The organism is Rhizobium sp. TRM95796 (genome assembly GCF_025779995.1).
Classification (GTDB): Bacteria; Pseudomonadota; Alphaproteobacteria; order Rhizobiales; family Rhizobiaceae; genus Rhizobium_E.
In genome coordinates, this window is the sequence record NZ_JAOXHE010000005.1 from 359613 (window position 1) to 372117 (window position 12505).

Below are 12505 nucleotides of genomic sequence, written 5' to 3' on the forward strand. Positions count from 1 at the left end.
GCAGAGCCTACCATCCACATGAGCGGGTCGATATGCAGGTGAAACCGGCTCAAAATGCTCTTTATGCCACACTCCCTATATTTGCATGGGGCGACCGGAAGTCAAGGAGTTCACCCCCGCCGACACCGCTCCGAGCAATATTTCACCTCGTCCCAAACCTTTTCCCATTTCTTGCGCCAGGTGAACGGCTTCTGGCAGCGGGGGCAGGTCTTGGTCGGCAGGTCCCGCTTTTTCGTCATCTTGGCCATCAGAGCCGGCCCTCGCGCATGGCGTCGAGCGTCGTCTTGGCTTTTGCGCGCAACGCCTTGCGCTTGTTGTCGGCAAAGCGCTCCCAGTTCCTGTAGGGCATGGCCATGCGAGGATTGGCTTTCAGCCGGTCCTGGTTGCGGGCGAGGAAATCCCAATAGAGCGCGTTGAAGGGACAGGCTTTGTCGCCCAACGCCTCCTTGGGATCATAGGGGCAGCCGCCGCAATAGTCGCTCATCCGGTTGATATAGGCGCCGCTCGCCGCATAGGGCTTGCTCGCCATCAGCCCGCCGTCGCCATAAAGCGCCATACCCAGCGTGTTGGGCAGTTCCACCCAGTCATAGGCGTCGGAATAGACGGCGAGATACCATTCGCAGACCTCGCTCGGCAGCAGGCCGGCCAGCAGCGCGAAATTGCCGGTGATCATCAGCCGCTGGATATGGTGCGAATAAGCGTGTTTGCGGGTATGCCCGATCGCTTCGGCCATGCAGCGCATGCGCGTCTCGCCCGACCAGTAGAACCACGGCAGCGGCTCTTTCGCCTCCAAATGGTTGCGCGTCGCATAATCGGGCATGTGAAGCCAATAGATGCCGCGCACATATTCGCGCCAGCCGATGATCTGGCGGATGAAGCCTTCGACCGCGTTCAGCGGCGCATGCCCGGCGCGAAAGGCGGCTTCGGCCTTTTCACAGATCTCCATCGGCGTCAGCAGGCCGGCGTTGAGATAGGACGAGATCAGCGAGTGATAGAGATAGGGCTCGCCCGCCACCATGGCGTCCTGATAGTCGCCGAAACGCGGCAGGCAGGTCTCGATGAAGTGTTCGAGTTCGATCATCGCCTCGTTGTGGGTCACGGCGTAGTGAAACGGTTCGAGATCGCCGAAATGGTCGTCGAACCGCTCCGACACGAGATCCAGCACGTCGCGGGTGATGGGTGATTTCTGATGTGCGACGCGGGCGGGAAAGCGCATGCCGTCCTTCGGCGGCTTGCGATTGTCCTTGTCGTAATTCCACTGCCCGCCTGTCGGCTCGCCATCCTCTTCCATCAGCAGGCCGGTCTTGCGTCGGATGTCCCGGTAGAAAAACTCCATGCGCAACTGTTTGCGGCCTTCCGCCCAGTCGCGGAATTCCCGATGGTTGCAGAGGAAGCGGTCGTCGCCGCGGATTTCGAGGTCGATGTCGAGCCGCGTCTTCCAGCTGCGCATTTCCCGGCCCAGCCGCAATTCGCCGGGCTCGGTGACGACGACCCGGTCCGCCCCCGTCTCCTTCAGCGCCCGCTCCACCTCTCCGCCCAGGCTGCCGCTGTTGCCGGCCGCATCGAGCTTGATGTAGCGGACCCTAAAACCCTCCGCCTTGAGGCTTTCGGCGAAATGGCGCATGGCGGCGAAGAGAAAGGCGATCTTCTTCTTGTGATGCTTCACATAGCTGGCCTCGTCCATGACTTCGGCCATGAGAACGACGTCTTCGCTCTTGTCGGCGCCGACGAGGCTGGAGATCGAACGGCTGAGCTGGTCGCCCAGCACCAGGCGGAGCGCGCTCATGCTTTCATCTTCGGCCGGACACGCGACAGGCCGCCGTCGACGGCGAGCGTCTGGCCGGTGATCCAGTCGTTGGCCGGGTCGAGGAGGAAACACACGGCGCGCGCCACGTCGTCGGGGGTTCCGATCCGGCCCAGCGCATGCATCGCCTCGGAGACTTTGCGGGATAGGTCGTTGCCGGTCACCCCCGCCGTCAGCGGCGTCTCGGTGAGGCCCGGCGCCACGGCGTTGACGCGCAATTTCTGCCCGGCGTAACTCGCCGCCGCTGCGAGCGTCAGGCCTATCACGCCGGCCTTGGCGGCGGCGATCGCTTCGTGGTTGGCGAGCCCCTCCATCGCTGCGGCGGAGGAGACCAGAACCACAGATCCACCCTGTCTCATATGCTTGCCGGCGGCGCGCACCGTGGCGAAAGCGGTGGTCAGAGAGGCGGAGATGACGCCGTCATACTGTTCGCGGGTGGTCAGATGCGCGGGCTTCAAGAGCAGCGACCCCGAAAAATTGACCACGCCCTGAATGTCGCCCGCCTGCTGGACGGCGCGGTCGACGGCGTCGAAATCGCTGGCGTCGAGGAGAATGTCGGGGTTTATCTTGGCGGTGTCGCGGGCGGTGGTCACCACCGAATGCCCGGCCGAGGTCAGCAGCCTTACCGTCGCCTGTCCGATGCCGCTCGAAGCGGCGATGATGAGAAATCGCGCCATGCCAGTCTCCTTTTCTCTTTCCTACGCAGGAGAGAGGCGAGGGGATCGGCCTTACGCGGCCGGGCTCATGCGAAGCGCGGTGACGAGCTGCTGCGGCTCTCGCACGCCATGGCGGTAAAGCTGGATCAAGGCCCGGGCCAGACGCCGGCAGGCTTCCTCATTGTCGGAAATCGCGTGTTCGCCGCACAGGCTGGCGTAAGCCGAGGCGAGCCGGTCGAGATCGTCGGGCCCGAACATGCCGATGTCCTGTCCGTCGAGTAGATATCGCATGTCCGCCCCTCCTGTTTGGCGCCGCCCGTGACAGCCTGATGCCGATTTGCGGAAACTAACCGGGGAATATGGCGAGACTACGCGCCGGCGCGGTTTCCGCAGAGGAGAATCACCGGAATGCGATTTCGTTCCGACGCAAAAGCGCCCGCCGACCGGGCGGGCGCTTCAAATCATCGCGAAAGAGGCGCGATCAGGCCTTCTTCGGCGCGGCGTCGAGGAACTGCGCGCACCAGCTCGGCGCGCCGTCGAGACCGGCGCGGTCGGACATCGCCTTGATCGAGGTGATCTTGTAGCTGTCGTTGACCGTGAGTTTGACGGTGCAGGACAGATAGCGGGTGGTGGCCTTCTTCTTCGCCTTGCCTTCGCCCTGAGCCGCCACGCGCACGGTCTTGTAGCCGCCCTTCCACACATAGGTCGAAGTCGAGCCGCTGTCCTGGTCGCCTGCCGGCGGTCCATAGGCGGCGAAAAATTTGCCGGCTTCGGCCCCGACCCAACGCTGGGAGAGCGGATCGGAAGAGATGACGCCGGTCGTGGTGCAGGATGCGAGAAGCGCCGTGACGACGGCGGCAAACGCGAGGCGGAGGGTCATTGAGCTCGATGTCCTTAGAACTGGGCGGCGTGGGCGAACAATCATGGGAGGAGCCCGCGGCGCGCGCTGTTTTGCTGCGGTTTCGCTCTAGCGCGAGCCTGTGCAAAACGGAACGGGAATTTTGGGCTTCGCCTTCGAAAATTCACAAAGAGCGCGGAAATTGTATGCTTTTTGACCTTTTGGAAAATTATTTTCTCAGAACCGCTTGCAATTTAGAAAGGGATACGCTCATTTTTGCCGCAACCACGCCGGCGGATGTCAGCGGGGACAAACCATAGGGGAAAACCAAGATGAAGAAGCTCGCCACGCTGCTTGCAGCGACCGCCCTCGTGTCCACTTTCGCTCTCGCCGCCCAGGCCAAGACGCTCGTATATTGCTCGGAAGCGTCTCCGGAAGGCTTCGACCCGGCGCTCTACACCGGCGGCCAGACCTTCGACGCCTCTTCGCGCACGGCTTATAATCGCCTCGTCGAATTCAAGCATGGCGGCACCGAGCTCGAGCCCGGCCTCGCCGAAAGCTGGACCATTTCGCCGGACGGCCTCGAATACACCTTCAAGCTGCGCGCCGGCGTGAAGTTCCAGACGACCGAATACTTCACCCCCAGCCGCGACCTCAACGCCGACGACGTGATCTTCTCTTTCGAGCGTCAGCTCAAGGCCGATCATCCCTGGCATAAATATGTCGAAGGCGCCGCTTGGGAATATGCCGCCGGCATGGGCCTGCCCGAAAACGTCAAGGCCGTCGAAAAGGTCGACGACCTCACCGTCAAATTCGTGCTGAACAAGCCGGAAGCGCCGTTCCTCGCCAATCTCGGCATGGACTTCGCCTCCATCATGTCCAAGGAATATGCCGACAAGCTGCAGGCCGACGGCAAGATGGGCCAGCTCAACCAGATGCCGCTCGGCACCGGCCCCTTCACCTTCGTGGCCTATCAGCCCGACGCCGTGATCCGCTACAAGGCCAACGACACCTACTTCAAGGGCAAGGAAAAGATCGACGATCTCGTCTTCGCGATCACCACCGACGCCGCCGTGCGCGCCCAGAAGCTCAAGGCCGGCGAATGCCATGTGATGCCCTATCCGAACGCCGCCGATGTCGCCGACCTCAAGGCAGATCCGAACCTCAACGTCATCGAGCAGCCCGGCCTGAACGTCGCCTATCTCGCCTACAACACCACCCAGGCTCCGTTCGACAAGCCGGAAGTGCGCAAGGCGCTGAACATGGCGATCAACAAGCAGGCGATCGTCGACGCCGTCTTCCAGGGCGCCGCCCAGCCGGCCAAGAACCCGATCCCGCCGACCATGTGGTCCTATAACGACAAGGTCGAAGACGACAAATACGACGTCGACGCCGCAAAGGCCGCTCTCGAAAAGGCCGGCGTTTCGGGCCTGAAGATGAAGATCTGGGCCATGCCGGTGTCGCGTCCCTACATGCTCAACGCCCGCCGCGCGGCCGAGATCATGCAGGCCGACTTCGCCAAGATCGGCGTGGAAGTCGAGATCGTCTCCTATGAATGGGCCGAATATCTCGACAAGTCCAAGGCCAAGGACCGCGACGGCGCCGTCATGCTCGGCTGGACCGGCGACAACGGCGACCCGGACAACTTCCTCGACACTCTGCTCGGCTGCAACGCCGTGGGCGGCAACAACCGCGCCCAGTGGTGCAACAAAGAGTTCGACGATCTCGTGAAGAAGGCCAAGGTCACCTCCGACATCGCCGAGCGCACCAAGCTCTATGAAGAGGCGCAGGTCGTGTTCAAGCGCGAGGCTCCCTGGGCGACGATCGACCATTCCGTCGGCTTCACGCCCGTGTCCAAGAAGGTCATCGGCTATCAGATGGATCCGCTCGGCATCCATCGCTTCGACGGCGTGGACATCTCGGAATAATCCGTCACAATCGAAACGGCCCTTCCATGGCGGGAGGGTGATGAGCGGGGAAGCGTGAGCTTCCCCGCTTTCGAACAATGGAAAGAGCCCATGCTGCGGTTTCTTATCGGCAGGCTGGCTGTGCTGATCCCCACTTTCGTGGGCGTCGCCCTGATCGCATTCTCCTTCATCCGTCTTCTGCCCGGCGATCCGGTGATGCTGATGTCGGGCGAGCGCGTCATGGATCCCGAACGGCACGCCCAGATCATGCATGATCTCGGCCTCGACAGGCCCTTCTACGCCCAATTCGCCGATTATCTCGGCGGCATCGTCACGGGCGATCTCGGAACATCCATCGTCACCAAGCGTCCGGTGCTCGACGAATTCTTCGCGCTGTTTCCGGCGACCGTCGAACTCTCGCTCTGCGCCATCCTGCTCGCGGTCGCCGTCGGCGTGCCCGCCGGCGTGATCGCCGCCATCAAGCGAGGCTCCTGGGTGGACCAGACGGTGATGGGCGTCGCCCTGGTCGGCTATTCCATGCCGATCTTCTGGTGGGGCCTTTTGCTGATCATCTTCTTCTCCGGCTATCTGCAATGGACGCCGGTGTCGGGCCGCATCTCGCTGATGTATTTCTTCCCGCAGGTCACCGGCTTCATGCTGATCGACAGCCTGCTCTCCGGCCAGAAAGGCGCCTTCCAGTCCGCCGTCAGCTATCTCATTCTGCCGACCATCGTGCTCGGCACGATCCCCCTGGCCGTGATCGCGCGCCAGACGCGCTCGGCCATGCTGGAAGTGCTGGGCGAGGATTATGTCCGCACCGCCCGCGCCAAGGGGCTGACGCCGTTCCGGGTGGTGGGCGTGCATGCGCTCCGCAACGCCATGATCCCGGTCGTCACCACCATCGGCCTGCAGGTGGGCGTGCTGCTCGCCGGCGCGATCCTGACGGAATCGATCTTTTCCTGGCCGGGCATCGGCAAATGGATGGTCGATGCGGTGTTCAAGCGTGATTATGTCGTCGTCCAGGGCGGTCTGCTGCTCATCGCCGCCGTCATCATGCTGGTCAACCTGATCGTCGACCTGCTCTACGGCTTCCTCAACCCGCGCATCGCGAGATAGGAGAGGGAACATGGCTTTGACAGACACAAAGACCGCCGTCGCCGCGCCGCCTTCGGCGCTCCGCGAATTCTGGTTCTATTTCTCTCGCAACAAGGGCGCGGTCATCGGCCTCGTCATCTTCGCGATCATCCTGTTCATGGCGATCTTCGCGCCGTTCGTCTCCCCGCATGCGCCGGATGCGCAGGACCGCTCGGTTCTGCTCCTGCCGCCGGTCTGGATGGAGAAGGGCTCGTCGCTGTTCATCCTCGGCACCGACGCGGTGGGCCGCGACATTCTTTCGCGGTTGATCTTCGGCGCGCGCTTCTCGCTGTTCGTCGGCGTGGTCGTCGTCTCGATCTCGGTGATCTCTGGCGTGCTGATCGGCCTGGTCGCCGGTTATTTCGGCGGCAAGGTCGACACGGTGATCATGCGCGTGATGGACATCATCCTGGCCTTCCCGTCATTGCTGCTCGCGCTGGTGCTCGTGGCGGTGTTGGGCCCGGGCCTGGTCAACGCCATGATCGCCATTTCGCTGGTCAACCAGCCGCATTTCGTGCGCCTGACGCGTGCTGCGGTGATGATCGAGCGCGGCAAGGATTATGTGGTGGGTTCTCGGGTGGCGGGCGCCGGCACGACGCGGCTGATGTTTCTCACCATCCTGCCCAACTGTCTTGCGCCGCTCATCGTTCAGGCCACGCTGGCCTTCTCGGCGGCGATCCTGGACGCCGCGGCCCTCGGCTTCCTCGGCATGGGCGCGCAGCCGCCGACGCCAGAATGGGGCACGATGCTCGCCGAAGCGCGCGAATTCATCCAGCGCGCCTGGTGGGTCGTCACCTTCCCGGGGCTCGCGATCCTGATCACCGTGCTCGCGATCAACCTGATGGGCGACGGCCTGCGCGACGCGCTCGACCCCAAGCTGAAGAGGTCGTGATGACGGCGCCGCCCCCACGGGGCGGCCTCGTCCTCAATCACGGACGGTCAATACCCCGGCTGGGGACCCGTCGGGCCATCAAGCGGCGTCGTGTTGTAGGGCGGGATCGGTTTGGAAGGCTTCGGCTGATAAGCGCGCATGGGCCAGTTCCTGTGGACCGCGCCAATGATATTCTTGGAGAGAGGCGAAAACAATGCCTTTGCTAGACATACGAAATCTCACCGTCGAATTCGAGACGACCTCGGGTCTGTTTCGCGCCGTCGACGGCGTGTCGCTCGCCTGTGATCGCGGCGAAATTCTCGCGGTGGTCGGCGAGTCCGGGTCGGGCAAGTCGGTGGCCATGCTCGCGGTGATGGGGCTTCTGCCCTGGACGGCGAAGATCACCGCCGACGCCATGCTGTTCGACGGCAAGGATCTCCGCTCCCTGTCGCCGGCGGACCGCCGCAAGATCATCGGCAAGGATGTGGCGATGATCTTCCAGGAGCCGATGACCTCGCTCAATCCCTGCTTCACCGTCGGCTTCCAACTGGACGAGGCGCTGAAGACGCATCTCGGTCTGTCCAAATCCGAACGCCGCGCCCGCTCGATCGAGCTCCTGAAGAAGGTCGGCATTCCCGCGCCCGAAAGCCGGCTCGGCAATTTTCCGCATCAGATGTCTGGCGGCATGAGCCAGCGCGTGATGATCGCCATGGCGCTGGCTTGCAATCCGAAACTGCTGATCGCCGACGAGCCGACCACCGCGCTCGACGTGACCATCCAGGCGCAGATCCTCGATCTTCTCGTGCGTCTGCAGGAGGAGGAGGGCATGGCGCTGGTGCTGATCACCCATGACATGGGCGTGGTGGCTGAGACCGCCCATCGCGTCCAGGTGCAATATGCCGGCCAGAAGGTCGAGGAGCAGCCGGTGATCGAGCTTTTCGCCGACCCGCATCATCCCTATACGGCGGCGCTGCTGTCGGCGCTTCCGGAACGCGCCGTCGCCGGCGGTCGCCTGCCGTCGATCGCGGGCGTCGTGCCCGGCGCGCATGACAGGCCCACGGGCTGTCTCTTCTCGCCGCGCTGCAAATTCGCCACAGATCTCTGTCGCCAAACCGCCAAGCGCCAAGGGCCGGAACTCGGCTCGGCGCTGTGCAACTATCCGCTCGTCCACGGCGTCCCCCAGGGCCATCCGAGCAAGGAGGAGGCCTTCGCATGACCATCATCCAGGGAACCGATCTCAAGCGCTATTACGACGTCGGCGGCGGCGCGTTCCGGAAGCCATCCACCGTCAAGGCGCTGAACGGCCTGAGCTTCTCGCTCGAGGAAGGCAAGACGCTCGCCGTCGTCGGCGAATCCGGTTGTGGCAAGTCCACGCTCGCCCGGCTCGTCACTATGATCGAGACGCCGACCGAAGGCGAACTCACCATCGCCGGCCGCCCGGCCAACGCCGCCGATCGCGAATTGCGCGCCATGGTGCAGATCGTCTTCCAGAACCCCTACGCTTCGCTCAATCCGCGCCAGAAGATCGGCGCGATCCTCGAGGAGCCGCTCAAGATCAACACGAGCGACGACGCGGCGACCCGCAAGGCCAAGGCCGTGGACATGATGACCCGCGTCGGCCTGCGTCCCGAACATTACGATCGCTATCCGCATATGTTCTCCGGCGGCCAGCGACAGCGCATCGCCATCGCCCGCGCCCTGATGCTCAGGCCCAAGGTGCTGGTGCTCGACGAGCCCGTTTCGGCGCTCGATCTGTCAATCCAGGCGCAGGTGCTCAACCTGTTAATGGATCTGCAGAAGGAGATGGGGCTCGCTTATCTCTTCATCTCGCACGGCCTGTCGGTGGTGCGTCACATCGCCGACGACGTCATGGTCATGTATCTCGGCAAGCCGGTGGAAACGGGCAAGGTCGAGGACGTCTTCGCCCATCCGCGCCATCCCTATACGGCGGCGCTGCTGTCGGCCACGCCGATCGCCGATCCCACCCGCAAGAAGACCCGGATCCAGCTGACCGGCGAACTGCCGTCGCCGCTCAATCCGCCGCCCGGCTGTCCGTTCAATCCGCGCTGCCCGCGCGCCACCGACGAATGCCGCCAGGCGTTTCCGGTCGAAAGCGGCGAGGCGTCGCACCGGTTTTTCTGCTATCATCCGCTGTAGAAACGCGGAGCTTTGTCTGGTTGCATCGCCTTGACCGCGCGCTTTTTAATGGTAATGTCCGGGTAATCTTTTCGCGATAATCTGCTCGCATCAGGGCTAACCGGTCATGCCGACATATGAGGATTTTCCAGGCGCATGGCCCGGTGTTTCCGCTCAACCGGTGGAGCGCAGCGGTCTGATCGGCTTCGGGGTGGAACATCCGAGCACGACGCCCCATATGTCGTCGGCATCCAAGGCAGCGAGCAAGATGGAAACGACCGTGACCCGTGAAGAGATCGACGCCAAGCTGGAGCGCACGGAAGCGCGCGTCCAGGCGACGGTGGCTGATCTCAAGAGCGAGTTCTCGAAGTTCGAGTCGGGTCTCACCAGCTTCAAGTCGGACCTGAAGGACGAGCTTCGATCGGTGGACAAGCGCATCGAGCAGATTCAGGGCCAGATGGTCTTGATGCAGTCCGAAGTTGCTCAGATGCGCCACTCGCTTCCCAGCAAAGGTTTCCTGGTCGGCACGGCGATTTCGATCGTCGCGGTCATGATCGGCCTTGCCGCCTTCGGCGCATCTCAGTTCGGCAACGGGATCATGGCCGCCAGCAGTTCCGTCGGCCAGGCCATCAACGCCGAGAAACTGGCCCAGAACGCGCTGGACGTCTCCAATCAGAACGCCGAACAACTCAAGCTGATCTCCGGCGATATCAGGACGATCGCGACGAGACTTGCTGCAGAACCGCAGCCGGGGGCGCAACCGGCCCAACAATAGCGTCTGTCACCTGGCTCGGCGCGCCATCAAAGCCCGCAAAAAACACAAGGCTGCGGCTAATTTGACGCGGCTTGCGCGTGAGGCCTTCGCGCCGCCGCAAAAATGTGAGAAGGACGCTCATCTTCTTGTTTCCTTGACCGATGTCAGGGACAGGGCCGTTCGTCGGCGGTAACGACGGACGTTTTCTCATTACGGCACGATCATCATGCGTTCGATCAAGATCTGTTCTCTCGCCATTCTGTTGACGGTTCCCGTGGCCGGCGCCGCGATCCATATCGCTGGCGCCAATGCCTATCCGACGCCGGAGAGCCTCGGCGCGGCGCTGTTTCACGACAAGAACCTCTCCTTCAACCGGACGCAGGCCTGTTCGACCTGCCATATGCCCGACATGGGGTTCAGCGATCACAACGAGCCCGGCGGCGCCGCCGTCTCGCGCGGCGACGACAGCAGGTCCTTCGGCGACCGCAACGCCCCCTCCGTCGCCTACGCCGCCTTCAGTCCCGCTTTCCACAAGGACGAGGCGACCGGCGTCTGGATGGGAGGACAGTTCTGGGACGGCCGGGCCGCCAAGCTTGAGGACCAGGCCGGCGGTCCGCCGCTCAATCCGATCGAAATGGGCATGCCCAACAAGAAGACGGTCGCCGCCCGCATCCAGGAAAATCCCGATTATATCGACGCGTTTCAGCGCCTGTACGGCAAGGAGGCGCTGACCACGGACGACAAGGCATTCGCCTCCGTCACCAGCGCCATCGCCGCCTTCGAGCGCGGCAAGGACGTCTCGCCCTTCGATTCACGCTATGACCGTTATCTGCGTGGCGAGGAGAAGTTGACCGACCAGGAAGAGCTCGGCCGCACCCTGTTCTTCTCCAGCCAATTCGCCAATTGCAGCCTCTGCCACGACATCAAGGGCGCCGACGGCCGCTATGAGAGTTCGACCTTTTCGAGCCACAAATATTTCAATATCGGCGTGCCGGCCAATGAGGCCGCCCGCGCCAGGAACGGCGTGAAATCGGGCTATGTCGATATCGGCCTCGCCGCAAATCCCCAGGTTGCCGGCGATCCGGCCGAAAAGGGCAAGTTCAAGGTGCCGACGCTGCGCAACATCGCGGTGACCGGCCCCTATATGCACAACGGCGTGTTCAAGGATCTCCGGACCGTAATCTTGTTCTACAACAAGTACAATTCCAAGAAGAAGAGCCGGCAGATCAACCCGGAGACCGGGGAGCGCTGGGCCCCGCCGGAAATCGCCGACAATCTGGCGACCAAGGAATTGGAAACCGGCCCCGGCCTCGACGACAAGCGAATCGACGCGCTTGTCGCCTTCCTGAAGACGCTGACCGACAAGCGTTACGAGCCGCTCCTGACCAAAGCGCCCGCGCCGACGGGCGCCGGGACGGGCGCAGGGGCCGCCGCCCCCTGAACGATTGTCGCCGGACTTCGGGTCCATCATAGATATGCGCCCGATAATGGTCCGGACCATACCTCGATACATCAGGCTGAGGGACGTTCCTCATTGGCTCTGGACAGGCGGTTTCGTCGCGCATACCTATGGGGCCGACACGCACGCGGCCTGCGCCGCCGAGGGAGGAAATCATGCTGACACTACCAGATCTCGCCGGCAAGGCGGTGTTGATCACCGGCGCATCGACCGGCATCGGCGCGGCGCTGGCTCGCGCCTTCGGCGCCCAGGCCGCCAAGGTGATCGTGCATTGCAATTCGAGCCCCGACGCCGCCGAAGCCGTGGCCGCCGATATCCGGGCGGCGGGCGGCGAGGCCGCGCTGGTGCGGGGCGACGCATCGAAATCGACGGAGATCGCCCGCGTCGTCGAAGAGGCAGCAAGCGCCTTCGGCCGCCTCGACGGCCTGATCAACAATGCCGGCGCGATGGTCGCCCGCGTTCTCTATGAAAACATGACCGATGACTACTATGACGCGGTGATGGATCTCAACGCCCGCTCGGTGGTCGTCGCTTCAAAGGCGGCGATCGCCCATCTCAAGAAGCGGGGCGGCTTCATCGTCAACACCACCTCGGTGGCGGCGCGCACCGGCGGTACGGCGGGCTCCGGCGTCTACGGCTCGTCGAAAGCCTTTGTCGGCGCGGTCACCAAGGGGCTGGCGCTGGAGTTCGGCAAATATGGCGTCCGCGTCAATGCTGTGGCGCCCGGCTTCATCGAGACGCCGTTCCAGGAAAAATACGCATTGCCGGGACAGGGCGAAAAAGTCGCCGCCGCCGTGCCGTTGGGCCGTCCGGGAACGGCGGAGGATTGCGTCGGCGCCTATCTCTTCCTCGCCTCTGCCGCAATGTCGGGCTATGTCACGGGACAGACCATCGATGTCAATGGCGGCCAGTTCATGCCGTGACGCGGGGCCGACCGCATCTGATC

The 12505-nt window shown here is 63.3% G+C and carries 13 protein-coding genes; 8 read left to right on the forward strand and 5 right to left on the reverse strand.

Annotated features, from left to right (window positions below; all coding sequences use genetic code 11):
• Positions 1-110: 110 nt before the first annotated feature.
• From OCK01_RS13165 to OCK01_RS13185, 5 genes are all read right to left on the reverse strand, one after another.
• Complete coding sequence (locus tag OCK01_RS13165) at positions 111-248, reverse strand: DUF2256 domain-containing protein (RefSeq protein ID WP_263824308.1); 138 nt, start codon at positions 246-248, stop codon at positions 111-113.
• Positions 248-1786 (reverse strand): cryptochrome/photolyase family protein, encoded by a 1539-nt coding sequence (locus OCK01_RS13170; RefSeq protein WP_263824309.1) that lies wholly within the window; start codon positions 1784-1786, stop codon positions 248-250. Before OCK01_RS13170 ends, OCK01_RS13165 begins: the two co-directional genes overlap by 1 nt.
• Positions 1783-2481 (reverse strand): SDR family NAD(P)-dependent oxidoreductase, encoded by a 699-nt coding sequence (locus OCK01_RS13175; RefSeq protein ID WP_263824310.1) that lies wholly within the window; start codon positions 2479-2481, stop codon positions 1783-1785. Before OCK01_RS13175 ends, OCK01_RS13170 begins: the two co-directional genes overlap by 4 nt.
• A gap of 51 nt (positions 2482-2532) precedes the next feature.
• On the reverse strand, positions 2533-2751 hold the full coding sequence (locus tag OCK01_RS13180) for a hypothetical protein (protein ID WP_182827052.1): 219 nt from the start codon (positions 2749-2751) through the stop codon (positions 2533-2535).
• A gap of 190 nt (positions 2752-2941) precedes the next feature.
• A complete protein-coding gene (locus tag OCK01_RS13185) occupies positions 2942-3340 on the reverse strand; it encodes a hypothetical protein (protein WP_182827051.1) in 399 nt (132 codons plus the stop codon).
• A 290-nt stretch (positions 3341-3630) separates the two neighbouring features.
• Here OCK01_RS13185 and OCK01_RS13190 point away from each other — a divergent pair, with 290 nt between their 5' ends.
• From OCK01_RS13190 to OCK01_RS13225, 8 genes are all read left to right on the forward strand, one after another.
• Positions 3631-5226: an ABC transporter substrate-binding protein gene (locus OCK01_RS13190; RefSeq protein ID WP_263824311.1), complete on the forward strand. Its 1596-nt coding sequence runs from the start codon at positions 3631-3633 to the stop codon at positions 5224-5226.
• Positions 5227-5316: 90 nt separating this feature from the next.
• Positions 5317-6321 carry an ABC transporter permease subunit gene (locus OCK01_RS13195; protein WP_263824312.1) on the forward strand — a complete coding sequence of 335 codons (1005 nt, stop codon included), beginning with the start codon at positions 5317-5319 and terminating at the stop codon, positions 6319-6321.
• A gap of 10 nt (positions 6322-6331) precedes the next feature.
• A complete protein-coding gene (locus OCK01_RS13200; protein ID WP_263824313.1) occupies positions 6332-7231 on the forward strand; it encodes an ABC transporter permease subunit in 900 nt (299 codons plus the stop codon).
• Positions 7232-7424: 193 nt separating this feature from the next.
• On the forward strand, positions 7425-8426 hold the full coding sequence (locus tag OCK01_RS13205) for an ABC transporter ATP-binding protein (RefSeq protein ID WP_182827047.1): 1002 nt from the start codon (positions 7425-7427) through the stop codon (positions 8424-8426).
• Positions 8423-9367: a dipeptide ABC transporter ATP-binding protein gene (locus OCK01_RS13210; RefSeq protein WP_263824314.1), complete on the forward strand. Its 945-nt coding sequence runs from the start codon at positions 8423-8425 to the stop codon at positions 9365-9367. The genes OCK01_RS13205 and OCK01_RS13210 overlap by 4 nt, the downstream gene beginning before the upstream one ends.
• Positions 9368-9473: 106 nt before the next feature.
• Complete coding sequence (locus OCK01_RS13215; RefSeq protein ID WP_263824315.1) at positions 9474-10121, forward strand: hypothetical protein; 648 nt, start codon at positions 9474-9476, stop codon at positions 10119-10121.
• 205 nt (positions 10122-10326) lie between these two features.
• The gene (locus OCK01_RS13220; protein ID WP_263824316.1) at positions 10327-11541 is read left to right on the forward strand and encodes a cytochrome-c peroxidase; all 1215 of its coding nucleotides are present in this window, start codon (positions 10327-10329) and stop codon (positions 11539-11541) included.
• Positions 11542-11714: 173 nt separating this feature from the next.
• Entirely contained in the window at positions 11715-12482 is a 768-nt protein-coding gene (locus OCK01_RS13225; RefSeq protein ID WP_263824317.1) for an SDR family NAD(P)-dependent oxidoreductase, read from the forward strand.
• Positions 12483-12505 lie beyond the last annotated feature (23 nt).

Bases quoted from the DNA above. Each gene is read 5' to 3' on its own strand.
- OCK01_RS13165 (WP_263824308.1), bottom strand. From the start codon at position 248: ATGGCCAAGATGACGAAAAAGCGGGACCTGCCGACCAAGACCTGCCCC.
- OCK01_RS13170 (WP_263824309.1), bottom strand. From the start codon at position 1,786: ATGAGCGCGCTCCGCCTGGTGCTGGGCGACCAGCTCAGCCGTTCGATC.
- OCK01_RS13175 (WP_263824310.1), bottom strand. From the start codon at position 2,481: ATGGCGCGATTTCTCATCATCGCCGCTTCGAGCGGCATCGGACAGGCG.
- OCK01_RS13180 (WP_182827052.1), bottom strand. From the start codon at position 2,751: ATGCGATATCTACTCGACGGACAGGACATCGGCATGTTCGGGCCCGAC.
- OCK01_RS13185 (WP_182827051.1), bottom strand. From the start codon at position 3,340: ATGACCCTCCGCCTCGCGTTTGCCGCCGTCGTCACGGCGCTTCTCGCA.
- OCK01_RS13190 (WP_263824311.1), top strand. From the start codon at position 3,631: ATGAAGAAGCTCGCCACGCTGCTTGCAGCGACCGCCCTCGTGTCCACT.
- OCK01_RS13195 (WP_263824312.1), top strand. From the start codon at position 5,317: ATGCTGCGGTTTCTTATCGGCAGGCTGGCTGTGCTGATCCCCACTTTC.
- OCK01_RS13200 (WP_263824313.1), top strand. From the start codon at position 6,332: ATGGCTTTGACAGACACAAAGACCGCCGTCGCCGCGCCGCCTTCGGCG.
- OCK01_RS13205 (WP_182827047.1), top strand. From the start codon at position 7,425: ATGCCTTTGCTAGACATACGAAATCTCACCGTCGAATTCGAGACGACC.
- OCK01_RS13210 (WP_263824314.1), top strand. From the start codon at position 8,423: ATGACCATCATCCAGGGAACCGATCTCAAGCGCTATTACGACGTCGGC.
- OCK01_RS13215 (WP_263824315.1), top strand. From the start codon at position 9,474: ATGCCGACATATGAGGATTTTCCAGGCGCATGGCCCGGTGTTTCCGCT.
- OCK01_RS13220 (WP_263824316.1), top strand. From the start codon at position 10,327: ATGCGTTCGATCAAGATCTGTTCTCTCGCCATTCTGTTGACGGTTCCC.
- OCK01_RS13225 (WP_263824317.1), top strand. From the start codon at position 11,715: ATGCTGACACTACCAGATCTCGCCGGCAAGGCGGTGTTGATCACCGGC.